The sequence below is a fragment of the Ruegeria sp. AD9 genome, from assembly GCF_056542305.1.
Window position 1 is genome coordinate 186,320 of record NZ_JBQFZP010000004.1, and the last position, 25,096, is coordinate 211,415.

Annotated in this window: 32 protein-coding genes; 14 read left to right on the top strand and 18 right to left on the bottom strand. The window is 58.1% G+C overall.

Features of this window, described 5'->3' with window-relative positions; all coding sequences use genetic code 11:
• Nucleotides 1-81 precede the first annotated feature (81 nt).
• The gene (locus ACR0AM_RS08150; RefSeq protein ID WP_480493959.1) at nucleotides 82-1,779 is read left to right on the top strand and encodes an adenylate/guanylate cyclase domain-containing protein; all 1,698 of its coding nucleotides are present in this window, start codon (nucleotides 82-84) and stop codon (nucleotides 1,777-1,779) included.
• A 186-nt stretch (nucleotides 1,780-1,965) separates the two neighbouring features.
• Here the strand turns inward: ACR0AM_RS08150 and ACR0AM_RS08155 are convergent, their stop codons facing one another.
• Nucleotides 1,966-2,766, bottom strand: a complete 801-nt coding sequence (locus tag ACR0AM_RS08155) for a helix-turn-helix transcriptional regulator (protein ID WP_480622603.1) — start codon at nucleotides 2,764-2,766, stop codon at nucleotides 1,966-1,968.
• A gap of 172 nt (nucleotides 2,767-2,938) precedes the next feature.
• Here ACR0AM_RS08155 and ACR0AM_RS08160 point away from each other — a divergent pair, with 172 nt between their 5' ends.
• Together ACR0AM_RS08160 and speB are read left to right on the top strand one after the other, a co-directional pair.
• Nucleotides 2,939-4,030, top strand: a complete 1,092-nt coding sequence (locus ACR0AM_RS08160; protein ID WP_480622604.1) for an extracellular solute-binding protein — start codon at nucleotides 2,939-2,941, stop codon at nucleotides 4,028-4,030.
• A gap of 84 nt (nucleotides 4,031-4,114) precedes the next feature.
• Nucleotides 4,115-5,080 carry an agmatinase gene (gene speB / locus ACR0AM_RS08165; RefSeq protein WP_480622605.1) on the top strand — a complete coding sequence of 322 codons (966 nt, stop codon included), beginning with the start codon at nucleotides 4,115-4,117 and terminating at the stop codon, nucleotides 5,078-5,080.
• A gap of 182 nt (nucleotides 5,081-5,262) precedes the next feature.
• On the opposite strand, the gene ACR0AM_RS08170 is transcribed toward speB, so the two are convergent.
• From ACR0AM_RS08170 to ACR0AM_RS08190, 5 genes are read right to left on the bottom strand one after another with little or no spacing between them, the layout of a single operon-like run.
• Entirely contained in the window at nucleotides 5,263-6,348 is a 1,086-nt protein-coding gene (locus tag ACR0AM_RS08170) for a flavin monoamine oxidase family protein (protein WP_480622606.1), read from the bottom strand.
• Nucleotides 6,348-7,022: an SDR family NAD(P)-dependent oxidoreductase gene (locus ACR0AM_RS08175; RefSeq protein WP_480493961.1), complete on the bottom strand. Its 675-nt coding sequence runs from the start codon at nucleotides 7,020-7,022 to the stop codon at nucleotides 6,348-6,350. The genes ACR0AM_RS08170 and ACR0AM_RS08175 overlap by 1 nt, the downstream gene beginning before the upstream one ends.
• 4 nt (nucleotides 7,023-7,026) lie before the next feature.
• Nucleotides 7,027-7,704 (bottom strand): cupin domain-containing protein, encoded by a 678-nt coding sequence (locus ACR0AM_RS08180; protein WP_480622607.1) that lies wholly within the window; start codon nucleotides 7,702-7,704, stop codon nucleotides 7,027-7,029.
• Nucleotides 7,705-7,719: 15 nt separating this feature from the next.
• Complete coding sequence (locus ACR0AM_RS08185) at nucleotides 7,720-8,700, bottom strand: MBL fold metallo-hydrolase (protein WP_480622608.1); 981 nt, start codon at nucleotides 8,698-8,700, stop codon at nucleotides 7,720-7,722.
• 57 nt (nucleotides 8,701-8,757) lie between these two features.
• On the bottom strand, nucleotides 8,758-9,459 hold the full coding sequence (locus ACR0AM_RS08190; protein ID WP_480622609.1) for a type 1 glutamine amidotransferase domain-containing protein: 702 nt from the start codon (nucleotides 9,457-9,459) through the stop codon (nucleotides 8,758-8,760).
• 108 nt (nucleotides 9,460-9,567) lie between these two features.
• Here ACR0AM_RS08190 and ACR0AM_RS08195 point away from each other — a divergent pair, with 108 nt between their 5' ends.
• Both ACR0AM_RS08195 and map read left to right on the top strand, forming a co-directional pair.
• Nucleotides 9,568-10,113: a TetR/AcrR family transcriptional regulator gene (locus ACR0AM_RS08195; protein ID WP_480474288.1), complete on the top strand. Its 546-nt coding sequence runs from the start codon at nucleotides 9,568-9,570 to the stop codon at nucleotides 10,111-10,113.
• Between the two features lie 488 nt (nucleotides 10,114-10,601).
• On the top strand, nucleotides 10,602-11,414 hold the full coding sequence (gene map / locus ACR0AM_RS08200; RefSeq protein WP_480493965.1) for a type I methionyl aminopeptidase: 813 nt from the start codon (nucleotides 10,602-10,604) through the stop codon (nucleotides 11,412-11,414).
• On the opposite strand, the gene ACR0AM_RS08205 is transcribed toward map, so the two are convergent.
• Genes ACR0AM_RS08205 through ACR0AM_RS08220 form a run of 4 tightly spaced genes read right to left on the bottom strand, consistent with a single transcriptional unit; the run spans nucleotide 11,402 to nucleotide 14,003 of the window.
• Nucleotides 11,402-11,581 carry a hypothetical protein gene (locus ACR0AM_RS08205; RefSeq protein ID WP_480622610.1) on the bottom strand — a complete coding sequence of 60 codons (180 nt, stop codon included), beginning with the start codon at nucleotides 11,579-11,581 and terminating at the stop codon, nucleotides 11,402-11,404. The two genes, map and ACR0AM_RS08205, sit on opposite strands and share 13 nt — an antisense overlap.
• Before the next feature lie 25 nt (nucleotides 11,582-11,606).
• Nucleotides 11,607-12,242, bottom strand: coding sequence for an HAD family hydrolase (locus ACR0AM_RS08210; protein ID WP_480622611.1), 636 nt, complete (start codon nucleotides 12,240-12,242; stop codon nucleotides 11,607-11,609).
• On the bottom strand, nucleotides 12,235-12,795 hold the full coding sequence (gene rsmD, locus ACR0AM_RS08215) for a 16S rRNA (guanine(966)-N(2))-methyltransferase RsmD (RefSeq protein ID WP_480474291.1): 561 nt from the start codon (nucleotides 12,793-12,795) through the stop codon (nucleotides 12,235-12,237). Before rsmD ends, ACR0AM_RS08210 begins: the two co-directional genes overlap by 8 nt.
• Nucleotides 12,792-14,003, bottom strand: a complete 1,212-nt coding sequence (locus ACR0AM_RS08220) for an NAD(P)/FAD-dependent oxidoreductase (RefSeq protein WP_480622612.1) — start codon at nucleotides 14,001-14,003, stop codon at nucleotides 12,792-12,794. The genes rsmD and ACR0AM_RS08220 overlap by 4 nt, the downstream gene beginning before the upstream one ends.
• Nucleotides 14,004-14,102: 99 nt before the next feature.
• Between ACR0AM_RS08220 and ACR0AM_RS08225 the strand changes: the two genes are divergently transcribed.
• From ACR0AM_RS08225 to ACR0AM_RS08240, 4 genes are all read left to right on the top strand, one after another.
• Nucleotides 14,103-14,588 (top strand): redoxin family protein, encoded by a 486-nt coding sequence (locus ACR0AM_RS08225; protein WP_480474293.1) that lies wholly within the window; start codon nucleotides 14,103-14,105, stop codon nucleotides 14,586-14,588.
• Between the two features lie 103 nt (nucleotides 14,589-14,691).
• On the top strand, nucleotides 14,692-14,937 hold the full coding sequence (locus tag ACR0AM_RS08230) for a glycine zipper 2TM domain-containing protein (RefSeq protein WP_209598444.1): 246 nt from the start codon (nucleotides 14,692-14,694) through the stop codon (nucleotides 14,935-14,937).
• Nucleotides 14,938-14,947: 10 nt separating this feature from the next.
• Nucleotides 14,948-15,295 carry an EF-hand domain-containing protein gene (locus ACR0AM_RS08235; protein ID WP_480622613.1) on the top strand — a complete coding sequence of 116 codons (348 nt, stop codon included), beginning with the start codon at nucleotides 14,948-14,950 and terminating at the stop codon, nucleotides 15,293-15,295.
• A 15-nt stretch (nucleotides 15,296-15,310) separates the two neighbouring features.
• Nucleotides 15,311-15,622, top strand: a complete 312-nt coding sequence (locus ACR0AM_RS08240) for a hypothetical protein (RefSeq protein WP_209598446.1) — start codon at nucleotides 15,311-15,313, stop codon at nucleotides 15,620-15,622.
• Here the strand turns inward: ACR0AM_RS08240 and ACR0AM_RS08245 are convergent.
• Genes ACR0AM_RS08245 through ACR0AM_RS08260 form a run of 4 tightly spaced genes read right to left on the bottom strand, consistent with a single transcriptional unit; the run spans nucleotide 15,619 to nucleotide 18,361 of the window.
• Nucleotides 15,619-15,912 carry a 4a-hydroxytetrahydrobiopterin dehydratase gene (locus tag ACR0AM_RS08245; protein WP_480622614.1) on the bottom strand — a complete coding sequence of 98 codons (294 nt, stop codon included), beginning with the start codon at nucleotides 15,910-15,912 and terminating at the stop codon, nucleotides 15,619-15,621. The genes ACR0AM_RS08240 and ACR0AM_RS08245 overlap by 4 nt on opposite strands.
• Nucleotides 15,909-17,096: a GNAT family N-acetyltransferase gene (locus ACR0AM_RS08250; RefSeq protein WP_480622615.1), complete on the bottom strand. Its 1,188-nt coding sequence runs from the start codon at nucleotides 17,094-17,096 to the stop codon at nucleotides 15,909-15,911. Before ACR0AM_RS08250 ends, ACR0AM_RS08245 begins: the two co-directional genes overlap by 4 nt.
• Nucleotides 17,097-17,141: 45 nt before the next feature.
• Nucleotides 17,142-17,909, bottom strand: coding sequence for a glycerophosphodiester phosphodiesterase family protein (locus ACR0AM_RS08255; protein WP_480622616.1), 768 nt, complete (start codon nucleotides 17,907-17,909; stop codon nucleotides 17,142-17,144).
• Entirely contained in the window at nucleotides 17,906-18,361 is a 456-nt protein-coding gene (locus tag ACR0AM_RS08260) for a RidA family protein (RefSeq protein WP_480474299.1), read from the bottom strand. The genes ACR0AM_RS08255 and ACR0AM_RS08260 overlap by 4 nt, the downstream gene beginning before the upstream one ends.
• A gap of 350 nt (nucleotides 18,362-18,711) precedes the next feature.
• Between ACR0AM_RS08260 and ACR0AM_RS08265 the strand changes: the two genes are divergently transcribed.
• Nucleotides 18,712-19,482: an MlaA family lipoprotein gene (locus ACR0AM_RS08265; RefSeq protein WP_480476848.1), complete on the top strand. Its 771-nt coding sequence runs from the start codon at nucleotides 18,712-18,714 to the stop codon at nucleotides 19,480-19,482.
• Nucleotides 19,472-20,071: an MlaC/ttg2D family ABC transporter substrate-binding protein gene (locus ACR0AM_RS08270; RefSeq protein WP_480474300.1), complete on the top strand. Its 600-nt coding sequence runs from the start codon at nucleotides 19,472-19,474 to the stop codon at nucleotides 20,069-20,071. Before ACR0AM_RS08265 ends, ACR0AM_RS08270 begins: the two co-directional genes overlap by 11 nt.
• 102 nt (nucleotides 20,072-20,173) lie before the next feature.
• Here ACR0AM_RS08270 and fliP read toward each other — a convergent pair whose 3' ends face one another.
• From fliP to fliF, 4 genes are read right to left on the bottom strand one after another with little or no spacing between them, the layout of a single operon-like run.
• Nucleotides 20,174-20,905 carry a flagellar type III secretion system pore protein FliP gene (fliP, locus tag ACR0AM_RS08275; protein WP_480474301.1) on the bottom strand — a complete coding sequence of 244 codons (732 nt, stop codon included), beginning with the start codon at nucleotides 20,903-20,905 and terminating at the stop codon, nucleotides 20,174-20,176.
• On the bottom strand, nucleotides 20,905-21,192 hold the full coding sequence (locus ACR0AM_RS08280) for a FliM/FliN family flagellar motor C-terminal domain-containing protein (protein ID WP_267364617.1): 288 nt from the start codon (nucleotides 21,190-21,192) through the stop codon (nucleotides 20,905-20,907). Before ACR0AM_RS08280 ends, fliP begins: the two co-directional genes overlap by 1 nt.
• On the bottom strand, nucleotides 21,185-21,781 hold the full coding sequence (locus tag ACR0AM_RS08285) for a FliH/SctL family protein (protein ID WP_480622617.1): 597 nt from the start codon (nucleotides 21,779-21,781) through the stop codon (nucleotides 21,185-21,187). The genes ACR0AM_RS08280 and ACR0AM_RS08285 overlap by 8 nt, the downstream gene beginning before the upstream one ends.
• Nucleotides 21,781-23,364, bottom strand: a complete 1,584-nt coding sequence (fliF, locus tag ACR0AM_RS08290) for a flagellar basal-body MS-ring/collar protein FliF (RefSeq protein WP_480622618.1) — start codon at nucleotides 23,362-23,364, stop codon at nucleotides 21,781-21,783. The genes ACR0AM_RS08285 and fliF overlap by 1 nt, the downstream gene beginning before the upstream one ends.
• 118 nt (nucleotides 23,365-23,482) lie before the next feature.
• Between fliF and ACR0AM_RS08295 the strand changes: the two genes are divergently transcribed.
• The 3 genes from ACR0AM_RS08295 to ACR0AM_RS08305 are packed head-to-tail and all read left to right on the top strand — an operon-like array spanning nucleotide 23,483 to nucleotide 25,053.
• Nucleotides 23,483-23,980 carry a flagellar basal body-associated FliL family protein gene (locus ACR0AM_RS08295; protein WP_480487036.1) on the top strand — a complete coding sequence of 166 codons (498 nt, stop codon included), beginning with the start codon at nucleotides 23,483-23,485 and terminating at the stop codon, nucleotides 23,978-23,980.
• Between the two features lie 9 nt (nucleotides 23,981-23,989).
• Nucleotides 23,990-24,472 carry a hypothetical protein gene (locus tag ACR0AM_RS08300; RefSeq protein ID WP_480484557.1) on the top strand — a complete coding sequence of 161 codons (483 nt, stop codon included), beginning with the start codon at nucleotides 23,990-23,992 and terminating at the stop codon, nucleotides 24,470-24,472.
• Nucleotides 24,469-25,053: a MotE family protein gene (locus ACR0AM_RS08305; protein WP_480487034.1), complete on the top strand. Its 585-nt coding sequence runs from the start codon at nucleotides 24,469-24,471 to the stop codon at nucleotides 25,051-25,053. Before ACR0AM_RS08300 ends, ACR0AM_RS08305 begins: the two co-directional genes overlap by 4 nt.
• Nucleotides 25,054-25,096: the final 43 nt, after the last annotated feature.

Here is a 25,096-nt window from a genome sequence, read left to right on the forward strand (position 1 = left end):
CTGAACGGGTGCGAGGCGCCCAGAGTGGACATCGTCTTTAGCAAGTTGGTCTGAAGAGGCTTATCAACTATTGTCGAGTGCATGTCGAACAATGGACTACATTTGCAACGAAAGTTGGCGGCAATACTGGCCGCTGATGTCGTCGGGTATTCGGCACTCATGCATAACGATGAGCAAGCAACACTGCAAATGCTCGATCATCTGGAAACCGACATCGTCACTCCAACAATAGTGGGCCAATCAGGTCGGATCGTGAAAAGCGTGGGCGATGGTTGGTTGGTTCGATTTGACAGTGCGGCACAAGCTGTGACTGCAGCAATTCAGATACAGGAACAATTGGCTGAGCACCCGTTAATGAAAGTGCGGATCGGCGTTCATGTTGGGGATATTACAGAAAAAGCCGACGACATACTGGGTGACGGTGTAAACATTGCTGCGCGGCTTGAGAGCATTGCTCCATCCGGCGGCATCGCTATTTCTGAACCAGTACATTTGAACCTTGACCGCACTCTGGCGGCTGCTTTCGAATCTGTCGGGAAGAAGAAGCTTAAGAACATCGAGCGCAGCCTAGATGTCTGGATGCATCATGGACTGTACGTGGCACCCACGCATAGAGCAGTTTCTTTCGCTGAAACGAACTTGCCAAGGCTCTCCATTTATCCCGTCTCATGCCGCGACCAACGCGTTGAACTAAAGGAAATGGCCGCAGCTCTGACTTCGGATTTCGGTTCCTATTTTCGAACAATCAACTGGTTGAATGCAGCGGTATCCTCGACGGAACCATCAAAGGGATATGCACTTCGTAGCGTGCTACGTGGATACGGGGATCGATTGCGTCTGGAAGCCCGCTTACATGATCCTTCTGATTCTGAAATCTGGACCGAGAAGTTCGATGGGGTGGTCGAAGCCATCTTCGATTGGCAAGATGAGGTGGTAGAAAAGCTGTTGGACGCCGTAAGCGGAACCTTGATCGAGTTTGAGACCGCAAAGCTTTCGGTACTGCCTGAAAACGAACTAACTGCCGAGCAATGCGTCCTGAAGGGTATGATCGCTTGGTCTGGTGCCGGGATCGACAGCTACGAAGAAACGTTATCGTATCAAGCCAAGGCGATTGAAGCCAAACCAACTCTCACGGCCGCCTATGCCGAAGCTATTTGGACAATGAATGGCGCGAGGACTTACAATCTGCGTTGCGAACTGTCGACCTACTACGAGAAACTGCCATCTTGGATTGAGGCCGGGCGACGCATGGCAGGTCAAAACCCAACGCTTGATCTGAGTGTCGCCGTGGCTGACTATAATGTGGACGGGGATGCAGATAAGTTGTCCGTGGCGCTTGAACAAATCCAGAAAAGAGCACCGTTAGATGCCCGTCTTCATTTGTTTATGGGGTGGGGGTATAATTGGGCTGGGTTTCCTGAAATGGCATTAAGCTGCTTTCAAACGGCGCTTCGCTTGGGCCGGTATGGGGCTGTTTTCGTGGGCGCTTCCGGAGGTGCCGCCACTTCTTGCGTAATGCTCGGCCGAGACCGTGATGCCATCGCCTATGCAGAAGCAGGTATGCGATTCTCAAAGGATTATGCCGCTCTTCACAGCACGAGAGCTGCTGCACACGCAATGCTTGGGGAAACTGAAAAAGCGTCTGCAGCTTTGATGCAGATGCTGCAATTGGAACCTAGCGAAACGATCTCGAGGTGGCGTAGCAACGTGGATTATGGTGGTTCAGAAGGCGCTGAACGTTATTTTGAGGCGCTTCGACGGGCAGGGATGCCAGAATAGCGGCGCTGAAAACGGATTGTGCTGGCAAACACGTCCTCAAAGCCCGTAAAACCGTCAGTTCGCCCAGGTCCTGATTTTGCGCCCGTAGAGAATGCCGGCAATGTGGGTTGCACCCGCAGCACCCAGAACACCTTGTGAATCTCGGCCCTGGCCGCATTCACAAGAAAGTTCTACGGATTTCCCAAGTTAAGATGGCTTTGATGCCAAATATCGAGTGGCTGCGGAAAACAACTCTGCCTGTGAACTGACGCCCAGCTTGGAGTAGGCGTTGTGGCGATGCACTTTGACTGTACCTTCGGTGATCCCGAGAAATGCGGAAGCAGAGCCGGCTGAGTGGCCTTGCAAAACAAGGCGCACGACCTCGGCTTCTCTTGGGCTTAACCTGTCCGCACCAAAAGTGGCCAACCGTTCCTCAACCTGATTCAGGGCTTCCGGTTGTCTTTCGGCACCCCTCAGGTTCCAGTTTCGGATCACGGCGGCCGACAGGGTCTTATGGATGGAATTGATCTTCGCGACATCCTCAGGGGTAAACCGGGGCTGACGGGCGCCTCGCGACAGAGATATTACGACCCAGTCCCCGCTGTTTAGCCTTATCAGCACCCCCAACTCATCGCTGATCCGAACCTTGCGATAAAAGGTCCGGTAGTACTCTGAACGAAAGAACGCCTCATTGACTAAATCGGCCAGACGGTAAGCGCCGGGTTCTTTTCCCGATCTACACGCTTGCGAAAACGGATCCAGCAGGTATGGGCCGGTTGCATAAAACTGAATTGATATGGCCGCCTGCACGTCGTCGAGATCGTGATAGAGCGAGACAGGTGGTGCTTGATCCTGATAGCGCGTGAGGATCATCGATTCAAAACTGACATGCAGTTCCAACATCTTCCTCAGAGCTGTTGGGAAGAAGTCTGTTTCCAACCGCTCCAACAAGATTGCGTAGGTCTCATCCCACTTGGCCGCCGAGATGTCGCCGCTATCTGGTAACATAGCCAATTCCTATACCTAAAGATATATATCCTACCGCAAATTTACAGTGATGGCCATTCGATTCCATTGTTGATGTCAGAACGCTCGCCCGGGGTGCTGACTGTGCCTCGTCACCAAAGCCTCTCCGGACGTGAAAATTCAGGGCGGAATCCTGCAACAAGGAGGAGAAACAATGAAACCGCATTTTGGCCTTTCGGCTGTTGCCATTGCCTCAAACCTCGCGATCGCTTTTCCGGCTTCAGCCGAAGACCTCTCAATCTACAATTGGGCTGATTACTTTGGTGAAACGACAGTTTCGGACTACGAAAAGGAGACCGGCACACATGTCAGCCTGGACTATTACGATTCAAACGAAGTTCTGGAAACCAAGCTGCTGACAGGGGCGTCAGGTTACGATGTCGTTTTCCCCGCCGCGTCCAATGCGCAACGAGAGTTTCAGGCCGGGGCGTTGCATCCGATCGACCCCGCGCGCCTGAGCAACTACGGCAATCTCAATCCGAAAATTCTGGCGTCGCTCGACAGTATACCCGGTGCCCGGCAATTGGGCGTACCTTACACTTGGGGCACAGTAGGGCTTGCCTACAATCCAACCATGATCAAAGAGCGACTGGGCACGGATGTCATCACATCCTGGGACGTTCTTTTTGATCCTCAGATCGCCGCCAAGCTTGCCGACTGTGGGATTGCCGTGCTGGACTCACCGGTAGAAATGGTCTCAGTGGCGCTGAACTATCTCGGGGCTGACCCGTACTCCGATGACCCCGCCGATCTCGACAGGGTTCAGGACCTCTTCGAGGCCGTCACGCCGTCCATTCGTTATTTTCACAACCAGAAAGCATCTACAGATTTGCCCGGTGGAGATGCCTGTTTGGCAGTGATGTACAGTGGTGATGCCGGCATAGCTCAGGCCCGCGCCATGGAGTCCGGCAATGGTGTCGAAATTCTGTATTCAATTCCGAGCGAAGGCACTTTGATGTGGATCGACCTCATGTCCATTCCGGTGGATTCAACACGGGCGGATGAGGCATATCGATTCATTGACTATATGCTGCGGCCTGATGTCATCGCAGGAGTGTCCAACTACGTCTATTTTGCGAATGCGAATTCCGCAGCAGATACGTTCGTAGATGAAGCCATTCTGACCGACCCGGGAATCTACCCGGATGAGGCGACATTGAGACGACTCTTCCCTGATCTGAGTGTCGGCGCGAAAACGCTGCGCAATCGCAACCGTCTTTGGACGAATGTAAAATCCGGCACCTGAACCCTGCCAAGCCCGGCAAAGGCGGGAAAGAATTGCAATACCCCGCCACTCGGGCAGCAATCATCAAAATGAACGGAGCCAATAATGGTGACTTCAACCGACCGCGCCTTTCTGGCGCAAAATGAAATGGGCATGGGGTGTGAGCCGACCTTTAGCGGTGCGACAAGTCTGTTCCGGCGACAATATTGCCGCAATCTGGAGCGCGCGGATATGGTCACGTGGGGTGTTCCCTATGATCTCTCTGTGACCAATCGCCCGGGATGCAGGTTCGGGCCACGTGCCATTCGTGCTGTATCGACCAACCTCGCCTGGGATGGTGGGCCCTGGCCCTGGGGATTTGATCCCTTCGAAATCCTGAACATGGTTGATTACGGCGATTGTGATATCGACCCAGGCTTTCCAGAGCAGATTGCGCTACAAATTCAGGACCAAGCGCGGGAAATCCTGAAATCCGGTGCCTTTCTTCTGACGATGGGCGGAGATCACTCGGTCACCTATCCGATCCTGAAGGCGCAGGCAGAACGCCACGGCCCCATTTCGCTGATCCAGATTGATGCCCATTCGGATACATGGGAAGAACACCCAAAGCGGATCGACCATGGTTCAATGTTCTACCATGCCACTGTCGAAGGCATCATATCCCCTGAGACGTCAGTGCAGGCAGGCATGCGCACGCTGAATGAAAAGACTCACGGGTTCACGGTACTCGACGCAAATTGGGTTCACGAGAACGGGATTGATGCAACGGTTGCGCGCATCAAAGAGACAGTAGGAGACCGGCCTGCTTACCTGACCTTCGATATTGACGCGCTTGATCCGGCATTCGCGCCCGGAACCGGAACGCCGGTATGCGGAGGACTGTCTACCTATCAAGGGCAGTCTTTGGTACGCAAGCTCGACGGGGTCAACCTTGTCGGGGCCGATCTCGTCGAAGTCTCCCCTCCGTACGATCATGCAGAGATTACAGCTTTGGCCGGTGCATCGCTCTTGCTGGATATGGTTTGCTTAATAGCAAAGGCGCGAAAAAAAACGGATAAAGAGATGGCTTGAGAGTGATGCCGCAGCCCAAAACTCATTCGCACAGCGAACGGGGCCGCGCAACACGTCAGACGTCCAAGCGAAATGGTCGAAAAGTTGCATGTGGCGCGGTGAACCAGTTTCTTTTTGGGCGACGATAGAAATCGTGCAGATCAATGATCCATCCAGGACAAAGGGTGACAGTCAAATGTCGGTCAGACCTTGGTTTCCATAGAGTGAGTCGCGAGTTTTGCAGCTTTCTCAGCGGCCTCCAGAGCGCCTTCAAGATATCCGCCGAACCCGTGCGCGGTTTCGGTTGAGCAGAAATGGACACCTCGTGCTGCAAGGCTGTTAAGGATCGAAGGCAAGCCGTAGCTTGGGTGGAAGCGAGCCGGAACATGATCCTGCATGCGGGAGATTTCCGCGATTGTTGCCCAATCCTGCAGTTCCAGATCAAGGGGTTGCGCCATCTTGGGGCCAAACATGGCCGTGAGTTGCGCCAAGGCCTGGTCCATCATGGCTTCTTTGTGTGTCGCGCGCATATCGGCGGGGTATCCGACGAATCCGAACAGTGCATAAGGTCCTCCCTTCATGGGGGAGGCATCATGAATTTCGACCATGGGGCCGCGGTGGCTCATCGCGTCACCTGAAAGCCCGGCGTTGCGCCAATGGGGCTCATCGTAAACCGCGAGAATCTTGGCTTGCCCGGCCATCCAGGTCGGAATGTTTTTCAAGGCTTGGATCTGATCCGCATCCAGCGCTGGTTCAAAATTGACGGTATCCGCAATCACCCGCGGCGGGATGGCCAGCATGATCTGTCTGGCTTCGACAGAATAAGGTCCGCCGTCATGGTCGAGAAATGCGGCGATCTTGCCGGGAGAATGCCGGACCGATCTGAGTCTGGTATGTGTCAGGATACGCCCTGCACCCAGCGATCCGGCAAGCGCGCCGGTCAGGGCACCCATGCCTCCGGCCAGCCGGTAGGATCCTTGCATCGACGCATAGCCGCGGGCGCGTTGGACAGCGCCGGACTGGTCCTGAAACATCTGATCCCCGGTTGAATACTGTTCGAAGACCGGGATGTCGAAGCGCTGCGCCAGGGTGGCCATACGCGGCTGGCCAGGCCAGAACCATGCCGGACCAAGGTCGAATTTTCCACCCGACAGCTCTTTGGTCAGGATACGACCGCCGAGGCGGTTCTGCGCCTCGACCAGAAGGAAATCTGCACCCCTTTGCGTCAGGTGGTCCGCGAGGGCGAGGCCAGACAGGCCGCCGCCGACGATGAGAATATCCGTTTGCATCAGAATGTCTCCCCCATGGGTCTGAGATCCAGTTCGTGAGTCCAGGTGGATCTTGGCTGGCTGGCGAGCGCGAGATAGGTGTCTGCGATATCTGCCGGTTGCATCATCCGCGACGGATCCATGCTGTGCAGATCCCGGCTGGCTTTTGTATCGACGATCCCGTCAAGGATCACATGCACGACGTGCACACCTTTGGGTCCATATTCCCGGGCCAGAGACTGGGTCAATGCCCGCAGACCTGCCTTGGCCGAAGCGAAAGCCGAGAAGTTCTTGCCACCGCGCAGGCTGGCCGTGGCGCCAGACACGATGAAGGTGCCGCCCCCGGTGTCGGCCATCGCGGGCAAAACACCTTGCGCCAGAATGACCGCTGACAGGACCATGGAACGCCAGGTCGCCTCGAAGTCATCCGTGCTTGTCTCCTCGAAGGGCGAGATGACAAGGTTCGCCGTGTTGTGGACCACAAGCTTGGGCGGGCCATGGGTGCAGATCATGTCCCGGAGCTTTGCCCTGCTCCAGCGCTGTTCGGTCAGATCGACAGCCAGCGTGGTACTGGCGCCTTGCGGCACGGTCCGGTTCAGGCCAAAGGCCGTATATCCGTTCTGAGCAAATGACGTGACCAGCGTCTGTCCAAGGCCGGGGCCGGCACCGGCGACGATCGCGAGAGGTTTGTCCATTGTCCTATCCTTGGGTCGGGATGATTGGCGGTTGCGCCAGGTGGTCGGACTTGATCCAAAGACGGGCACCTTCCAACCCGGCCGTGGCGTTGAGCGCCATACCCGGTGGCAGACGCAGCCATGAGTTCTTCTGGAAGACTTCTCCGCCTTCGGTGAAGCTGCCGTCGATCACCAGTGCCTCGAACCCCTTGTGCCCGGTCACGTTTACATGTGCCGATGCGTCCCAGACCTCGATCCGGACCCGTTCACGGGAATCCTCAAAGAGCGGGATTTCGGATATGCCATCTGCAACCGGGCGCGGGTCCTGCGCGTTTGTGTCGATTGTCAGCTGTGTGCGGTCCTCCGGGTCGAACTGCCAAAGCTTGACCAGGATCGTTGCCCCGTCCGCCGCGCTTGGCGTATGCGAGGTGGTCGGCGGATTGCGCACATAGGTGCCAACGGGAAAATCCCCGTGTTCGTCCTGAAAGACGCCATCGAGCACCAGAAACTCTTCGCCCCCTGTATGGGTATGGGCTGAAAAGGCGCTGCCCGGTGCATAGCGAACAATTGTTGTTGCCCGTGCAACCTCATCGCCGATCCTATCCAGCATCCGCCGGTCGACACCTTTCATAGGTGAGGCGATCCACGGTTCATTTTCCGAATGGACAACCGCACGTTCATCAAAGTTTGCGTTGAATTCCATCTTCTTGTCCTTTTCTCAAAGGTTGAACTTCATGCCGACGGCGATTGGCACGACCCGCTTGCCGTACCGGCGTTCCAGTGCGTTCGTCGCACGCCACCCGGTACAGTGGCCGGGCATGATCAGGTCGACGTCGAATTGCGCAAAGTCGGCGACGGTCTGGTCGATGATCTTTTCATTGCCACCGGCAAGGTGAAAGCCGCCGGTCAGGCCATGGATCGGCACGCCGGGAAAATCGCGCTGAGCGGCATGAAGGACGTTGACGATACCCCCATGTGAACAGGCAGAAAATACCACCAGACCTTTGCCCGCGATATTCACCGCGACATAGCGTTCGTCCATGAGCAGCGGGTCGTCTTCCCAACCCGCGCCGTCTTCGGTGCGGCGGACATGGCCCGGAAACCCGACCTCGTAATCCGTGACACGGGGAATTTCGCCCGAAATATAGAGCATATCGTCCAACACGCTGACCGGTTGATCCGTGACAACGGGTGTAGCGCCCTGCGCAGCCAGTTCTTCGGGTGTGGCGATTTCTTGTATTTCGATCAGTTCTCCTGACGAAAGCGGAAAAGCACGTTTTCGGAACATTCCGGGATGCAGATAAACCGGTAACTCGCCGGTCCGGCCGTCCTTGCGGATCAGCTCGATGGCCGCTGGAATACCGCCCGCATGATCCCAATGGCCATGCGACAGAGCGATCGCCTCGATGGTGCCAAAGGATGTTCCAAGCCGCGACGCGTTGTATTCGACGGCAAAATCGACCGGCCCGGCGTCAAAGAGCAATGTATGTTCCGTCTCGCCGCGCAGGGCTGAGATGATCAACGCCAGGCCGTGATTTGCACAACATTGACCGGCACCCGAGATCTGCTCCATCCCGGCGTTGTGGAGATTGTCCCACTCATGGGTGAACCCCACGGGCACGCTGGACAGGCTGTCCGTCCGGTTGTCGATGAGAACAAGAATCTCGACACTGTCGATGGGTTGAAGCTTGGTGGGCATAGGTCTTCTCCGTTTCGGGTTGCCAGGGCGGACAATTGCCCGCCCCGGCGATTTGCGTCAGGCAGCAAGACGCCGCTTGAGCGCTTCCGCGAGTGGGGGTGCCGACGCCGGGCTCTGACCAGTCATCAGGGCGCCATCTACGACCACGTTGGCTTCCCAGTTGGCCTTGCTGACGTAGGTGGCGCCACGGCGTTTCAACTCATCTTCAAGCGAGAACAGAAGGTGATGCAGAAGCTCGATCTCGTTGTCTTCGTCGTTCTTGAAGCCGGTCAGGCTGAGGCCCTCAACCAGGTAGCTGCCGTCTGACTTCTTGATATCCCGCAGTATGGCCGGCGCGTGGCAGACCATCGCGACAGGCCGGTCGGATTCGTAGAACTCCCGGATCATCTTGATGGCATAGCTGTCAGAAGCCAGGTCCCAGATCAGGCCATAGCCGCCCGGAATGAAGAGCGCATCGAAGGTCGAATAGTCGATCTCACGCAGTTTGCGGGTATTCTGTACCGCGAACATGGCCACCGGATCGTTGAAGAAGCGGTCAGTGTTTTCGGTAGTGAACGGAGCCTTCATCGACAACAGGTCAATCGGCGCGTTGCCGCCTTTGGGCGAGGCAAAAACAACCTCATAGCCTGCTTCCGTCAGGACGTAATACGGGGTTGCGACCTCTTCGAACCAGGTGCCGGTTTGCTTGCCCGAAATGCCCATTTCGTCAACGGACGACATGACCAGCAAGACGCGTTTTTGTTTGTTTCCAGTAGCCATCAGCGTGTTCCTTTCATGGATGTCTATCTATCACTAGGTAGACACCAGTTAGAAGTTGATTCCCGAGCTGTCAACGTTTATCTATCAATCGATAGATTGGAGATAGTCATGCCGCTGACAATGAAAGAAAAAATTCTCATCGCCGCCGAGAAACGCGTGCGCAGTGCGGGCTTTTCGGAGATGAGCTTCCGTGACCTGGCCAACGATGTGGGAATCAAAAGTGCCAGCGTTCACTACCATTTTCCCACCAAACCGGATCTCGGGGAGGCTCTCGTCACCCGCTACGCCGAGCAGTTCAAGGCAGAACTGGACAAGATTGACCTGAACGACCTGCATTCTGCATTGGAAGGTTTCGTGGCGCTCTATTCCGGCGCGCTGGTGCTGAACGAGTCCATTTGCCTTTGCGCCATCATGGGTGCCGAAGCCATTGGGCTGCCCGAAAACGTCAATCAGCGCACTAAAGCCTTCTTTGAGATGAACAAGGCATGGTTAGAAAACCTATTCACCAAGCACGAGGTCAAGAATGCCGAAGATACCGCAGGCCTCATCGTCGCGGCCTTGGAGGGCGGCATGATTGTCGCCTCCGCTTCTAGCGACCGATCAATATTTGATCAGGTCGCCAAAGCGGCAATTCGCGGCATTGGCCAGGGATAGGAACCGAGTTTGGAGCTGCCCAGTTCGACTACGACATTCCTCATCAAAACGATGTTCTCGTAAGTGTCACCAAGGTAGAATGCGTAATCTCACCGTAGCCTTCCTTTCCAACGCGTGTATTGCGAACCGAGGCTTACAGTACGCTCCTTACGCAGGAACCGCCCTTCTCTTCGGTAAAAAATCTGGCGCAGCTGTTGTTGGTTGTTCCTGGATGCAGCAAAGAATTATTCAGATTTTGTAGAAATCTGCACGGCTGAATGCCCGCAAGCGGGAACCTCGCGGCGCTACCGATGACCCATCGCTGTGAATGCGAGGGTTTTCTGCGTCACGAAACGCCATTCCCAACAATCAAAACACCCCTCGGTCAGCCGATGCTTGAACTTGCTGCTTTTTGCCCCATCTGACACCCGCAACCTGACGCCCTCTGGTACTTTCTGCACAAGCAGCGTAAAAGAAGTGCCGCGCGTAACATTTGGAGCTTTGCGTCGATGAAAGAGCATCGTGGCCGCCTGACCAAGGACGGTATTCGCATCTATGAACAGGGTGATTTTGCCGGGATGCACGCGGCGGGCGCTCTGGCGGCGCGGATTCTGGATGATATTGCCGCGCATGTCTTTCCCGGTCAGACCACGGGTGCGATTGACGGGCTGATCACGCAGATGGTCGAGGATGCGGGCGCGACCTCGGCCACGATCGGCTATAAGGGGTATGAGCACGCCAGCTGCATCAGTGTGAACCATGTGGTCTGCCACGGTATTCCCGGTGACAAGAAGTTGAAGGAAGGCGATATCCTGAACATCGATGTGACTGTCATCGTGGATGGCTGGTTCGGTGACACCTCGCGCATGTATGTGGCGGGCAAGCTGCCGCGCAAGGCCGAGCGTCTGATCCAGGTGACCCATGACGCACTGTTCAAGGGTATCGAAATGGTCAAGCCGGGCAACACGTTCGGCGATATCGGCCATGCCATTCAGGCCTATGTCGAAGCGCACCGGATGAGTGTTGTTCGCGACTTTTGCGGGCACGGTCTGGGCCGCGTGTTCCACGCGCCACCGAATGTGCTGCATTATGGCCGTCCCGGCACCGGCGCGGTTCTTGAGGAAGGCATGTTCTTTACCATCGAGCCGATGGTCAATCTGGGCCGTCCCGAAACCAAGACGCTGGCCGACGACTGGACCGCCGTGACCCGCGACAAGTCGCTGTCGGCACAGTTCGAGCATTCGGTAGGCGTAACGGCGAATGGGGTCGATATCTTTACCCTATCACCGGGCGGCAAGTTTCACCCGACCTATTCGTCCTGATCGGCAGCCTGTTCGCGCAGGAGTTTCAGCAACATCGTCTCAGCCCCCCAAGGGGTAACCGCGTCGTAAATGAACACCGGCGCACGCAGGGGTTTGCGGTCAGGTTTCGTCGCGACCTCGGCGTCGCGGGAGATTTTCCAGGCAAAGGGTGTCAGAGCATGGTCCATGGCTGTATCATAGCACAGTTGGGGGTCAAAGTCGCAACAGCGGGTGTGCCTGTGACATATCCGTGATCACCTCGGCCCCCAGATCGGCCAGCCTGTCACCACCGCCATGCGGCGCGTAGGCCAGACAGCGCATATTGGCCCGGATTGCAGCTGTAACACCATTGTGGCTGTCTTCGATAACCACGGGGGCCTGTGCGCCAAAATGTTCCGCCGCCAGTTGGAACATCTTTGGATCAGGCTTGCCGGTGCCAAGCACATGGGCCGAGAACATCACATCTTTGAACCGGTCCCAGAGCCCGTTCTGGCCGAGCGTGATCTGCATCTTGTCCGGGCTGCCGTTTGAGGCCACGCAATAGGGGATGCCCCGCTGATCCAGCGCCGCAAGCAGGTCCGCGACACCCGGCACCAAAGGCACACCGGCGCGCAGGCGGTCGTAGGTTTCGGCATAGACCTGATCAATCCAACCTTCGGGCAGGTCTGCGCCCATCGCACGCGCCTTGTCGCACACCCCGACCATGGTTCCGCCCACAAACAGGGACATGCATTCGGGCAAGGTCAGGTGCAGGCCATAGCCCGCCAGATTATCCGCCAGCACCTGGTTCGAGATCACCTCACTATCGACCAGAACGCCATCGCAATCGAAAATGACCAGATCATGCACTCTGATCACCGTTCCGCATCAATGAGATATACGTGTCGCCATATTTGCGGCTGTCGTGCAACGTGAACCCGGCCGGGGCCTGCATCCGTGAGTTTTCTTCCCAAACCAGCAGCGCATCATCCGCGATCCAGCCATTGGCCAGCGCGGCGATGGCTTTCTGTCCCATGGCCTTGCCATAGGGCGGGTCCAGAAAGATCAGATCGTAGGGCGCGTCCGGATTTTCGCCCAACCGGGTTGCATCGCGGCGGATCAGGTCGGTGCGCCCGGCACTGCGGGTCAGGTCGATATTCTTGCGGATCAAACCCTGCGCCACGCGCCCGTCATCCACGAAGGTGACATGCGCCGCACCGCGTGACAGTGCTTCGAGCCCGAGCGCGCCGGTGCCAGCAAACAGGTCCAGCACGCGCAGGCCGTCGAAATCGATCTGATGGGCCAGCACGTTGAACAGGCTTTCGCGCACCCGGTCGGTGGTCGGGCGCAGATGCGCGCCCGCATCGCCTTTGCCGACGGGGGTCAGGGCGCGACCGCGGAACTCTCCGGCGATGATCCTCATGCCTTGAGCAGCGATTTAAGGTCTGCATCAGGGTCGGCCACGACAGCCGGGTCGGCCGTTTTTCCCATTTCGATCAGGCGTTTGCCGACCATATAGGCACGCGGATCGTTCATCGCGTCGACCGCAATCAGTTTATCCCCGTTGTAATACCAGAAGGACACGGTCTGCCCGTCGCCCTGCCGGGTCACCACGCGGTCATATCCGGTGTTCAGACCCGCGATCTGAAGCTTGACCTCGTATTGATCCGACCAGAACCACGGGGTTGCCACATAGTCCTTGGCCGCACCCAACATGTTCTGGGCCACGATCTCGGCCTGATCAATGGCATTGGGGACGCTTTCCAGACGGATGCGGCCTTCGCCATGGGGAAAGGAGGCGCAATCGCCAGCCGCCCAGATCGACGGGTCGGACGTGCGGCCATGGGCGTCGGTTCTGATGCCGTTGTCCAGGTCCAGCCCCGCCATCTCGGCCAGTTGGGTTGCGGGTGCAATGCCGACGCCAACCACAACGAAATCAACGTCCAGCTTTGTTCCGTCAGTCAGAACCGCGCCGGTGACCTTGCCGTTTTCGCCGATCAGATGATCCAACCCGACGCCTTCGCGGATGTCTGCGCCGTATGCACTGTGCAACGCGCGGAAATAGTCGCTGGTCTCGGGCGCTGCGACACGTTGCAGGATACGGTCGGCCATCTCGACCAGAGTGACCTTGACGCCGCGCTTGGCACATACGGCGGCAGCTTCGAGGCCGATATACCCGCCGCCCACGATCAGCGCGCGGGCGCCTTCGGTCACTTTGGGCTCCATCTCGTCGATATGGGCCAGATCGCGCACCACATGCACACCGTCCAGATCGCCACCAATCGCTGCGGGCAGGCGGCGCGGGTCAGACCCGGTGGTCAGCGCCAGTTCGTCGTATGAGATAACCTCATCCCCCAGGGTGACCGTTTTGGCCTTGGGGTCGATACCGGTGACGCGCTGACCCAAACGCAGGGTGATGTTGTTTTCCGTGTAAAAACTTTCGGGCCGCAGGAACAGACGCTCAAGCTCCATCTCGCCCAGCAGATAGGCTTTGGACAGGGGTGGGCGTTGATAGGGCAGATGCGGCTCGGCCCCGATCAGAGTGATCTCACCCGCAAACCCGTCCTTGCGCAGACGAGCCACCAAAGAGGCGCCTGCCTGCCCCGCGCCGATCACGACAATATGGTTCATGCTTTGCCTACCCCGTAGTTTTCAAGTGGTCACCGTGTTCAGACCACCTATATTGCGGCTAAGCACATTTCTGCAAATCCAAACGACAGGAGCTGAATAATGATTTCAACAGGAGATACCCTGCCCGAAGCAACGCTGATTCAGATGGGCGCGAACGGGCCGGAAGAGGTGCGGATTTCAGACAAGACCAAAGGCCGCAAGGTGGTGATCTTTGCCGTGCCGGGGGCTTATACCGGCACCTGCACGACCGCCCATGTGCCCAGTTTCATCCGCACGAAGAAACAGTTTGACGCCAAGGGCGTGGACGAGATCCTGTGCCTTTCGGTCAATGATCCGTTTGTGATGCAGGCGTGGGGGCAATCCACGGGCGCGACCGAGGCGGGGCTGACCATGGTGTCGGACGCAGCGGCAGAGTTCACCAAGGCCATCGGCATGGATTTCGACGCGCCGCCCGTGGGGCTTTTCGCGCGGTCCAAGCGGTATGCAATGCTGGTCGAGGATGGCACGGTCACGGTGCTAAATATGGAAGAAAACCCCGGCGCCTGCGAGATTTCCGCCGGTGAAGGCCTGTTGGATGTGATCTGATTTTGATCGGCCCCGGTCCGACCGGGGCCTTTCGCCGCCAATTTAACTTGAAGCACCGCCCCAGAGCGCGAATACTTGGCGTATTCATACGGGGAGTTTTTTCATGAAACTTAACGCGTTCTACCTATTACTGTCCGGCGCGGCCCTTTTGGCGGCCTGCGGACCGGCCCCAACTCCGCAACAGCAAGCTGCACGCCAGCACGAAATCGCCTGTCTGGGCGGAACGTTGGGCGGGGCGCTGATCGGGGGCGCAATCGGCAACCAGTTTGGTGGCGGATCAGGCAAGACGATCCTGACCGCAGCGGGCGCTGCCGCTGGCGGCATCGAAGGTCAGAGATTCGCGTGCTGAGGAGGTCGATATGAAACAGCTAAGCCTAGTGATGTTCATGGTGGCTTTGGCCGATTCGGGTCACGCCGAAAGCGTGGCTGAACTGCACGAAAACGAGTTGAAGTCCATCGACGCCGACAATGACGGGTTCCTGTCCAAAGACGAGTTCGATGCTTTCTCGGATTACGCCTTTCAGACGATGGACGAAGACAGGAACGGTACTCTGGGTCAGGCCGAGGCCAAGCCGTTCATGGACATCAAACTGTTCCGCAACGCTGACCGAAACGGCGACAACGTGATCTCAAGACCAGAATTTGACACCCAGATGGGCGAGGATTTCCAGTCTGCCGATCAGGATGGGAATGGTCAGCTTGACTGACAGCAGGAGCATGAGATGAACAAATGGCTTGGGGTGACGGCGCTGGGGCTGGTTGCAGCCTGTGACGTGCCGCAGGCCCCGTTGGTGACAGGCCCGGACGGGCAGGCCCGCATACAGATCAACCTGTCTGGCCTGACCTGTTATGAAAACAAGTGTCTGGATATCAACCCGGCCGCGCGCAGCGTGCGCCAGATCGGAAACAAGACCACTGGTATTCCAAGGGCGATTGATGTCAGCGACGGCACTGTCACGCCTGCCGAGTTCCGGCAGATGGGCACTGCCGCATCGCTGGCCGGCGGTGAAGGGTCAGGCCGCAACGATCGCTAGCACAGACTGTCCATCTTGCGGGCCAGTTTCGCATCCAGCGACGACAGGCCGCCCACATCATGGGTGGACAAGACAACCTCGACCGTGCGGTAGACATTGAACCATTCGGGGTGATGGTTCCACTTCTCAGCCCAGATTGCCACCTGTGTCATCCAGCCGAAGGCGTGGACAAAACTGTCGAAAATGAAGGTCTTGGTGATCGCATCGCGGCCTTCAACCATGGTCCAACCGTTTTTGAACAGCGGATCCAGCAGCGGGCCACGGGTTTCGGTCGACAAGAGTTCGGTCATTGCTGTTCCTCCGGGTTCGATTTCCTGAACGGGCCGTAATCCGTCAGAATCTCGATCTCTTCTTCCACTGCGTGGCCTTCGGCGTCCAGATATTTCTTGACCGCATCGGCAAAACCCGGATCGCCTACCCAATGCAAGCTATGCGTGCGTGTTGGCAGGTACCCTCGCGCCAGCTTGTGTTCGCCCTGTGCACCTGCCTCGACCCGGGTCAGCCCGTGGGCAATGGCAAAGTCGATTGCCCTATAATAGCACAGTTCGAAATGCAGGCAGGCATGATGTTCGATGCAACCCCAATAACGCCCAAAAAGGGTTTCACGGCCGATATAGTTCAACGCACCCGCAATGGGAAATCCATTCCGTTCGGCCAGCACAAGGGCCATGTCATCTGCCATCGTATCCTGTGCAATATCAAAGAACCGCCGCGTCAGGTAGGGTGAGCCCCATTTGCGCGATCCGGTGTCCTGGTAGAACCGCCAGAACGCGTCCCAATGTTCGGGGCGCAGCTGGTCACCGGTCAGAGTGCGAATCTCACCACCAAAACCACAGGCCTGCGCGCGTTCTTTCCGGATAGTCTTGCGCTTGCGCGACGACAGCGCGCTCAGAAAGCCGTCGAAATTCGCATAGTTATCGTTCAGCCAGTGAAACTGCTGCGATCGGCGTAGCATCAGGCCCATCTGTTCGCCAGCCAATGCTTCTTCCTCGGTACAGAAGGTCGCGTGAAGGGACGAAACCCGGTTGTCAGCCGCAAGCTGCACCGCCCCCTGAACCAGCGCCGACATACCGATCCGTTCATAGCCCGGACGCACCAGAAACCGCCGCCCGGTTGCCGGGGTGAACGGCACCGCGATTTGCAGTTTGGGGTAATACCGCCCGCCCGCATTTTCATAGGCATGGGCCCAGCTGTGATCGAAGATGTATTCGCCCTGGCTGTGCGACTTGGCATACATCGGGGCCGCCGCGATCAGCATCCCGTCAAGATAGGCGGTCAGGTATTGCGGCTGCCAGCCGGTGCCACGCCCGACCGAGCCGCTGTCTTCCAGCGCCAGCAAAAAGCGATGTGTGGTAAAGGGATCAAGCGGCCGCCCGCCATCGGCAGCTTCGGGGCAGGCGCAGGCATCCCACTCTGCCGCTGAAATCTGCGACAGAGCGCCCAGTACCTGAACCTCGATCTGTGCCTGATCCATATGTCCTCCGCGCCTGTCCTTTATCTGTGACCGCACGGAGGGGGTTCAAGTCGAATGCGCAGCCAAATAGCCTTCGAAGGTCACATTGTCGGCAACCTTGCGGGCTTCTGCCTCTTGTTCGGGCGACCGGATTGTCCAACACAGGATCGGCACGCCCCGCGCCTTGAGTTCCGCCACGCGGGGGCGCGACAGGTCTGCGGCTTCGTGGCTGATGAAACTGGCGCCGACACGGTCGAAATCCGGGATATCGCGCAAGTGATCGCAGACGCTTTGCGGCAAAAGCTCGACACTGGGCTCATACGCGCAGGTCGTGATCCCGCGCGGCAGATGCGGGGCCAGCCGCGCCAGTTCAGCGACCGAGTTGGGATTGAAGGACATCAGGGCCACCGGGCCTTTGTAGCCCTGCAACGCGCGTACGGTGTCGCGTTCAAGCGCGCCCACCTTCGTGCCCATCGCCCCGTCCTGATCCTTTAATTCGATCAGCAACGGCACCCGGCCCGCGACAATTTCCAGCACATCATCCAGTGTCGGAATGCCGTCATCCCCATGCAGAAGCGGCGTGCCAGAGGCGGCCAGTGCCGTGACCTGCTGAATGGACCCCGACCGCCCGGTCAGACGGGTCATGTCATAATCGTGAAAGACCATTGCATGGTCGTCCGATGTCAGTTGAAGATCGATCTCGATCCCGTAGCCAGCTTCAATCGCGGCACGAATGGCCGCCCGGCTGTTTTCCGGGCGGTTCTTGGTAATGTCGTGCAGCGCCCGATGCGCAATCGGGGCCTGCAAAAAAACATCTGGTAGGGGCGGCGTCATTCGATTTCGAAAATGCCTTCGATCTCGACCGCGACACCCAGCGGAAGCGACGCCGCGCTGACGGCGGAACGCGAATGGCGACCGGCATCGCCCAGCACCTCGACCAGAAAATCGGACGCGCCGTTGATCACCTGCGGCTGTGCCGTGAATTCAGCGGTCGAGTTCACGAATCCGGTCAGCTTGATCACGCGGACCAGTTTTTCGATATCGCCGCCACAGGCAGCCTTGACCTGTGCCAGCAGGTTGATCGCGCAGACACGCGCCGCCGCAGCCCCGGCTTCGACATCCAAGTCATCGCCCAGTTTTCCGGTGATCAGCTTATCAGTCTTCGAGATCTGGCCAGATACATAAAGGATGTTGCCGACACGCACGAAAGGCACATAGTTGGCCGCAGGCGCGGGCGCGTCTTCCAGCGTTACACCGAGGCTTTCCAGTTTTGCAGCGATGCTCATTGCGAGGGTCCTTCCCTAATATCAACTCAGCGGGACGCTAACCGGGAAGCACGGATTGGGAAAGACGGAAACCGGCAAATTTCGGCCTTCCTGCGATCTGAGCGTATCTTTACTGAAAACTCACTGTTGATCGACGGTCACTTTACCCCACCGTGATGAACAGGTTACACGCAAGGTGTTTCATTTAAGACCTGAAACGACTATGTGACTGCAACTTGTGCCACCCCGGCACGTGGATTTTGGTGGATTATTGATTGAATGTCCGGCGGGCGCATGTGCCAGGCCATTTAGGAGAAACAAAGATCGTGTCGAGCAGATTTCGCCTGAAACACCTTGTTTTACTGTCGGTCATGGCCCTTGTGTCCGCTTGCGCAACAACGCCGCCAGAGGGTGCCTTGCGCAGCGACGTGTTTGATCCGTACGAAAATGCGAACCGGGGAATTCACAAGTTTAATCTGGGTGTTGACCGGTTCCTGTTCCGGCCGGCCTCGAAAGGGTATGTCAAAATCGTTCCTGACCCGATGGTCACCAGTTTCAGCACTTTTGCCGAAAACATCTCGCTGCCCGGTCAGGCAGTTGACTACCTGCTTCAGGGCAATCCAAAACAGATGGGCAATGCTCTGCTGCGCTTTGTGATCAACATGACCGTCGGCGGCTTTGGCTTGTCCTCGCCCGCTGATGAGCTGAACCTGCCACCCGTTGACACTGATTTCGGTGAGACCCTGCATGTCTGGGGGGTTGGCGAAGGCGCTTATGTCGAGCTACCGTTCTATGGCCCGTCGACCCAAAGGGATGCGATCGGGGTTGTGGTCAACCTGTTCTCGAATCCGATCAATTTCAGCCCGACCCGCCCCGCCGACAATCTTGGCGTCTACGCCGAAATTGTGCGGCGCATGGGGGATCGGGGTCGGTTCTCGGATACTGTCGATTCCATTCTTTACGAAAGTGCCGACAGCTATGCGCAGGCTCGCCTGATCTATCTGCAAAACCGCCGCTTCGAACTGGCAAGAGATGACGAAGACGCCTATCTGGACTTGTATTCTGACCCCTATGCCGAAACCGGGACGGACCCGGTCAGGGACCCCTATCTTGACCCCTATGAGGACCCCTATGCTGAATAACGCGTTGAACCGTCGCCATTTTATCGCAGCCGGGCTTGCGCTGGCAGTGCTGCCCGTACCTGCCTTTGCCCAGACCGAGGCCGCCGCCAAGGCGCTTGTGACCAACGTGGTTTCCGACATCAACCGGGTGATCGAGTCGGGTAAATCCGAAAAAGCGATGCTGCGCGATTTCGAAAAGATCTTTGTTCAATATGCTGATGTGCCGATCATGGCGCGCTATGCGTTGGGTGCGGACGCCCGCACAGCCAGCCCGACCCAGCTGAAACAGTTCACCGCTGCATTTCAGGGCTATATCTCGCGTAAATACGGTCGCCGTTTTCGTGAATTTATCGGCGGTGAGGTCGATGTTCGCAATGCCCGCAAGATCAAAGCCGGGTACGAGGTTCGCACGTTGGTCAAGCTGCGCGGATCAGCCCCGTTCGACGTAACGTTCCTTGTTTCCGACAAATCAGGTCGCGACAAGTTCTACAACATGTTCATCGAAGGCGTGAATCTGTTGCTGACCGAGCGAACCGAAATCGGCGCGATGCTGGACGCCCGCAAAGGCAATCTGAATCAACTGATCACGGACCTGAAAAAGACGGGTTAAGCCGTTTCCGGCACAAAAGTGTGCCGGACAGCTCGTGTTTTTGGAAGTTCAAGAGGGTCGGGTCTGCCTGACCCTTTCTCGTGATGCGCGTGCCTGACAGATTTACGGCATGTAGCTGCGAACCAACGCGCCTGCGATCAAAGCCCACCCGTCGGCGATTACGAAAAACGCCAGCTTGAACGGCAAAGACACGATGGCAGGTGGCACCATCATCATGCCCATCGACATCAATACCGCTGCAACCACAAGATCAATGATCAGAAAGGGCAGGAAGATCAGGAACCCGATCTGAAAGGCGCGCGCGATCTCGGACAGCATGAAAGAGGGCATCAACACCGATAACGGGGCCTGAGCTGACAGCTCGATCGCGTCACCGCCGGGGCGCAGGGCCGCCATTGCATAAAACGTATCTGAATCCAGCCGGTTCGCCATGAAGGTGCGAAACGGCTCTAACGCGCGTTCCAGCGCGGGCTCGACCGCCATGGTTTCTTCCATCATCGGGCGTATTCCCGCGGTCCAGGCCTCGGTGAACACAGGGTCCATGATGAAATAAGTCAGAAACAGCGCAAGACTGACCAAAAGCATATTCGGCGGCGATTGCTGCAGGCCGACACCCTGCCGCAGGATCGAAAGCACGGTGATCAGGAACGGGAAACAGGTGATCATGATCGCCAGACCCGGAGCAACGCTGAGCACCGTGATCAACAGGATCAGCTGGATGGTGCGGGCCGAGATCGAACCGCCTTCGCCCAGCGACAGGGTCACATCCTGAGCCGCCGCCATCGACGGCAGTGACACCACTACAGCCAGACCCAGCCAGATCACATAGCGCATCAGCCGATCCCGTTTTGCAGATCCGCAATCTCGGTCAGGCGCACGGCCAGTTGCCCAGCCTGATCGCCCTCCATCTCCTCAAGCACCCCGCGTGCCACCAGCTGATCCCCGACATAAAGGTCGACCGGGTCTTCGATCCGCTTGTCTAGGGTCAGAACCGCGTTCTCACCCATGTTCAGCAAGTCCCGGATCAACGGGCGGGCGCGGCCAACCGAAACGGTCACTTCAATCGGAACCGTTTCGAAAGGATTGGGTTTTTCGGTTTTCGGGAACTGGGTGTCATTCATTGGACAAAGCCTTTCTTGCCTCAAAGACGTATGCGTCAAATGCCTGTGCAATGGTGGACAGCAGGGCCGCGCAATCAATCTCGCGCCGGCTTGTGCCAACCTGCAATCGCGCCTGTCCGGGGGCCAGGCCAGGGTCTTCGATGACGCGCGGTGCGGAGTTCAGGGTCTGCGGCAGCAGGGATTGCACGGCTTGCGCGCACCTTTCCGGCACCATGATCTGCATCGGTTGTTCGATTTCGACGCGCGCCATCTCGCAAAGCTGTTCGACGATCCGGGCGGCCAGCCCGCGTTCGACCATGTCAGGCAATACGGTCTGAACCAGGCTTTCGAACATCGGTTCCAGAGACAATGTCATCCGGTTAAGCGCCTCGTGATAGGTGAAGGACATAACCTCAAGCGAACCCGCCAGTTCAGCTGAAACGCGGCCGCGGTTCTGTTCCTGCGCCTGCGCGGCATCCTCCCAACCGGCGCCGTACCCGCTTTCGAACGCGGCAAGGCGTTGTTCCTCAAGCGCTTCCTCGTCCAGATACAGAACGGCTCCGGCGCTGGTTCGGGTGGTGAAATCCTCAAGCAGATGAGCGATGGACATCACACGCGCTCCTCACCTTCTTCAAGCCAACTGCGCAGGATCTCGACCGTTTCTTCCTGTTTGTCGCCGATCATTGCGCGCAACCGATCAACCGGGTCCCCGATGGCACTGACCCCAAGCACGGGAACGGTCCCTTGTTGGGGCAGTGGCGTGAACTCTGCCGTTCCGTCCGCCGCGATTTCACCGGTCAGGACCGACGGGGGCGGAGCCCCCCCCTCCGCAGCTGGCAACATCGCCGGGACCATCGCAGGTTTCATCAGGATCGGACGGATCACGAACAACGCCAGCACCAGCGACACCAGCGCCAACGCTGCCATCTGGATCAGTGACATGGCGTCCAGGTGGATGTTTTGCCAAAGCGAAGAGGAAACCAGCGTGCCTTGTGGCGCGACCGTTGGTAAATCCAGCGATTTCAGAGTGATGACATCCCCGCGCACGGCGTCAAATCCCACAGCCGAGGCCACCAGCTCTTCAAGTGCGTCGAGTTCCGTCTGCGGCAGCGGTGTGAAGGATTCAGCGCCCGAGGCATCCACCGCCCGCGTTCCGTTGACCAGAACGGCAACCGTAAGGCGTTTGATCGCACCGGGGGCGGTGTGCACCTCCAGCTCGGTTTCGGAAACCTCGTAATTCACCCTCTCACGTGTCTGGGTCCCGGTCGAATTCGATTCTTCCCCCCCCGCGCCATCGCCGTCGGGCAGGTTTGAGGCCACCGTGACATCAGCTGACTGGTTGCGCGCGCTGTCGGAGCGTTCCTCGACATCTGTACTGATCGCCACCCTGCCCTTGGGGTCAAAGCGTCGCTCACGCAGGGATTCCGTCCTGGTTTCGGTATCGACGCTGACCTCGACAACGGCATTCCCCGTACCGACACGCGCTTCGACCAGACGCAGAACCCGTTCCCGCAGCTGCCGCGCCTTGTCATCTGCCGTGTCGGCGGCCACGGCGGTGTCCTGCCCACCAATCACGGACCCGTTCGAATCGATCACTGTCACGCTTTCAGGCGACAGACCACTAACGGCAGAGGCGACAAGAAACCGGATGGCCTTGGCCTGATCGCTAGTGATATCGCCCCCCGAGGGCACCAGATAAACCGAAGCCGTCGGTGCGACGCTGCGCTGAAACGGATTGGCAGAGCCGTTGGCAATATGAACGCGGGCCTGGCTGACATGCTGGCTGCCCACGATTGTGCGCGCCAGTTCCCCCTCTTTCGCGCGCCAGTAGGCAGCATCGAACATTTGGGATGTGGTGCCGAAGCCGTTTAGCGAATCCAGCAGTTCATAGCCCTTGTTGCCGTTGGCCGGCAGACCTTCACTGGCCAAAGTCATCCGCAGCTCGTCCCGCTGTGCGCCCGAGACGTAAATTGATCCGCCCCGAATCTCGTAGGCCACGCCACGCTGGTCCAGCGCGCGCACGATATCCCCGGCGGCCCCGCTTTCCAGATCCGCGTAAAGCAGGGTCATCGACGGCGCTGTCGCAAGGCGCGACATTCCGAGGATCCCGAGAAACACCAGCACAACCGCACCGGCAACGACGATTTGTTTACGCCTGTCCAAACTTGCCCAGACAGTTCCGATCTGCTGCACGCTCACCTCCGACTCGCCGACATTCTGCCCGGCGCATCCTCTGTTTGGACGATTGCCCTTAACAATCGGTTAGTCCCTGCGAGGTTATGACAGGACAGATCACAGGAATGAGGACGTCATGACCGACGCAACGGCTGAACAGGCGGAAACCCCGGAAAAGAAGGGGAAAAAAGGAATGATCGTCGGGGTGATTCTGGCCATCGCCGGTGCCGCCGGTGGGTATTTCCTGACCTCGTCCGGGCTGCTGCCGCTGGGGAACAAGGCCGAGAAGGCGGAAAGCCATGACTTGGAAAAGGAAGAACCGGCCAAGGCATTGGCGGATGTTGCCTTTCTCGATTTGCCGCCGGTGATCGTTTCGGTGAATTCCGGCGGCGCGCGGCATCTGAAGTTTCACGCACAGCTTGAGGTTAACGCCCCGTACATGACTGACGTGGAAAAAATGCGACCGCGAATCATGGATGTCCTGAACGGGTATCTGCGGGCCGTCGAATTAATGGATCTTGAGGATTCACTGGCGTTGATGCGCATCCGGGGCCACCTGCTACGCCGCATCGAGATTGTCGTTGGCGAAGGTCGCGTGCGCGACGTGCTGGTGATGGAATTTGTTCTGAACTAGGAGGCGAAATTGGAGCTGATTGCGGATATTTTGCTGGTCGCCGGCGCCATGGGTGCGGGTCTGTATTGTTTTGTGCTGTCGCGCCGTCTCAAGCGTTTTGCCGATCTTGAAAAGGGCGTCGGCGGCGCGGTAGCGGTGTTGTCAACCCAAGCGGAAGAGCTGCGGAAATCACTGGATGATGCGCGAAACGCCTCTGATCAGTCAGGCGACCAGCTTAAGGCGCTGACGGGGCGCGCCGAAACGGTGGCACAGCGGCTGGAACTCATGATGGCGTCAATGCACGACGTCGTGCCCGAAAAAGACGCTGATCCCCAACCCGAGGCAGAGATTTCAGCGACAAGCACCATCACCGAAGTTCCGGAGAGCGTGAAGCACGAAGGCAAACCCGAGCCGCAGGCCAGCGAAGCCGCTGCGCCCCAAGAACAGGCACGCGCACCTGAGGGGCTGATGTTCTTCCGGCATGACCGCAAGCAAGGCGAGGCGCAGGCATGAGCCGCCCGCGGATCAACACTCCCAACGCGCGGCCCCGCGGAGGGGTGCTTGCCGTGATCTCATTGCTGATGATCGGCTCGGCCGCTATCCGCATCGGACTGGAAGCCGGACCCGCCTTTGCCAAACCAGCCAAACCTGAGGCGGAACACGATGAACCCGCCCCGTCCGACACCCGTGACATGCAAGTTTTGCTGACCGAGCTTCTGCGCCGGGAAGAGCGTGTCAAACAAAAGGAAGACATGCTGCGCGAGCGGGAAAACGCTCTGGAAATCGCGGGTCAGGCTATTGAGATGCGCATGGCCGCGCTTGAGGAGGCCGAGGAGTCGTTGCGCACCACTCTGGCGCTGGCGGACAGGGCGGCGGAAAACGACCTGACGCGCCTGACCGATATCTATCAGAACATGAAGCCGAAAGACGCGGCTGCGCTGTTCGAAACCATGGACCCGACCTTTGCCGCCGGGTTTCTGTCACGCATGTCACCGGATGCGGCAGCCGGGGTTCTGGCGGGGCTCAGCCCCGAAGCGGCCTATACGATCAGCGTTGTCATGGCGGGCCGAAACGCCTCGGCCCCTCAGGAATAGTCGCCCGTGTTCCCCGCGGTTGCAACACACATAGCCGGAGATC

What these genes read in the sequence shown, in the direction of transcription:
- ACR0AM_RS08170 (WP_480622606.1), bottom strand. Translation starts at nt 6,348, where the DNA reads ATGCAAACGGATATTCTCATCGTCGGCGGCGGCCTGTCTGGCCTCGCC.
- ACR0AM_RS08175 (WP_480493961.1), bottom strand. Translation starts at nt 7,022, where the DNA reads ATGGACAAACCTCTCGCGATCGTCGCCGGTGCCGGCCCCGGCCTTGGA.
- ACR0AM_RS08235 (WP_480622613.1), top strand. Translation starts at nt 14,948, where the DNA reads ATGAAACAGCTAAGCCTAGTGATGTTCATGGTGGCTTTGGCCGATTCG.
- ACR0AM_RS08220 (WP_480622612.1), bottom strand. Translation starts at nt 14,003, where the DNA reads ATGAACCATATTGTCGTGATCGGCGCGGGGCAGGCAGGCGCCTCTTTG.
- rsmD (WP_480474291.1), bottom strand. Translation starts at nt 12,795, where the DNA reads ATGAGGATCATCGCCGGAGAGTTCCGCGGTCGCGCCCTGACCCCCGTC.
- ACR0AM_RS08255 (WP_480622616.1), bottom strand. Translation starts at nt 17,909, where the DNA reads ATGACGCCGCCCCTACCAGATGTTTTTTTGCAGGCCCCGATTGCGCAT.
- ACR0AM_RS08265 (WP_480476848.1), top strand. Translation starts at nt 18,712, where the DNA reads ATGGCCCTTGTGTCCGCTTGCGCAACAACGCCGCCAGAGGGTGCCTTG.
- ACR0AM_RS08185 (WP_480622608.1), bottom strand. Translation starts at nt 8,700, where the DNA reads ATGCCCACCAAGCTTCAACCCATCGACAGTGTCGAGATTCTTGTTCTC.
- map (WP_480493965.1), top strand. Translation starts at nt 10,602, where the DNA reads ATGAAAGAGCATCGTGGCCGCCTGACCAAGGACGGTATTCGCATCTAT.
- ACR0AM_RS08230 (WP_209598444.1), top strand. Translation starts at nt 14,692, where the DNA reads ATGAAACTTAACGCGTTCTACCTATTACTGTCCGGCGCGGCCCTTTTG.
- ACR0AM_RS08180 (WP_480622607.1), bottom strand. Translation starts at nt 7,704, where the DNA reads ATGGAATTCAACGCAAACTTTGATGAACGTGCGGTTGTCCATTCGGAA.
- ACR0AM_RS08245 (WP_480622614.1), bottom strand. Translation starts at nt 15,912, where the DNA reads ATGACCGAACTCTTGTCGACCGAAACCCGTGGCCCGCTGCTGGATCCG.
- ACR0AM_RS08195 (WP_480474288.1), top strand. Translation starts at nt 9,568, where the DNA reads ATGCCGCTGACAATGAAAGAAAAAATTCTCATCGCCGCCGAGAAACGC.
- ACR0AM_RS08155 (WP_480622603.1), bottom strand. Translation starts at nt 2,766, where the DNA reads ATGTTACCAGATAGCGGCGACATCTCGGCGGCCAAGTGGGATGAGACC.
- ACR0AM_RS08260 (WP_480474299.1), bottom strand. Translation starts at nt 18,361, where the DNA reads ATGAGCATCGCTGCAAAACTGGAAAGCCTCGGTGTAACGCTGGAAGAC.
- ACR0AM_RS08295 (WP_480487036.1), top strand. Translation starts at nt 23,483, where the DNA reads ATGACCGACGCAACGGCTGAACAGGCGGAAACCCCGGAAAAGAAGGGG.
- ACR0AM_RS08160 (WP_480622604.1), top strand. Translation starts at nt 2,939, where the DNA reads ATGAAACCGCATTTTGGCCTTTCGGCTGTTGCCATTGCCTCAAACCTC.
- ACR0AM_RS08305 (WP_480487034.1), top strand. Translation starts at nt 24,469, where the DNA reads ATGAGCCGCCCGCGGATCAACACTCCCAACGCGCGGCCCCGCGGAGGG.
- ACR0AM_RS08240 (WP_209598446.1), top strand. Translation starts at nt 15,311, where the DNA reads ATGAACAAATGGCTTGGGGTGACGGCGCTGGGGCTGGTTGCAGCCTGT.
- speB (WP_480622605.1), top strand. Translation starts at nt 4,115, where the DNA reads ATGGTGACTTCAACCGACCGCGCCTTTCTGGCGCAAAATGAAATGGGC.
- ACR0AM_RS08150 (WP_480493959.1), top strand. Translation starts at nt 82, where the DNA reads ATGTCGAACAATGGACTACATTTGCAACGAAAGTTGGCGGCAATACTG.
- ACR0AM_RS08225 (WP_480474293.1), top strand. Translation starts at nt 14,103, where the DNA reads ATGATTTCAACAGGAGATACCCTGCCCGAAGCAACGCTGATTCAGATG.
- ACR0AM_RS08205 (WP_480622610.1), bottom strand. Translation starts at nt 11,581, where the DNA reads ATGGACCATGCTCTGACACCCTTTGCCTGGAAAATCTCCCGCGACGCC.
- ACR0AM_RS08280 (WP_267364617.1), bottom strand. Translation starts at nt 21,192, where the DNA reads ATGAATGACACCCAGTTCCCGAAAACCGAAAAACCCAATCCTTTCGAA.
- ACR0AM_RS08250 (WP_480622615.1), bottom strand. Translation starts at nt 17,096, where the DNA reads ATGGATCAGGCACAGATCGAGGTTCAGGTACTGGGCGCTCTGTCGCAG.
- ACR0AM_RS08270 (WP_480474300.1), top strand. Translation starts at nt 19,472, where the DNA reads ATGCTGAATAACGCGTTGAACCGTCGCCATTTTATCGCAGCCGGGCTT.
- ACR0AM_RS08190 (WP_480622609.1), bottom strand. Translation starts at nt 9,459, where the DNA reads ATGGCTACTGGAAACAAACAAAAACGCGTCTTGCTGGTCATGTCGTCC.
- ACR0AM_RS08285 (WP_480622617.1), bottom strand. Translation starts at nt 21,781, where the DNA reads ATGTCCATCGCTCATCTGCTTGAGGATTTCACCACCCGAACCAGCGCC.
- fliP (WP_480474301.1), bottom strand. Translation starts at nt 20,905, where the DNA reads ATGCGCTATGTGATCTGGCTGGGTCTGGCTGTAGTGGTGTCACTGCCG.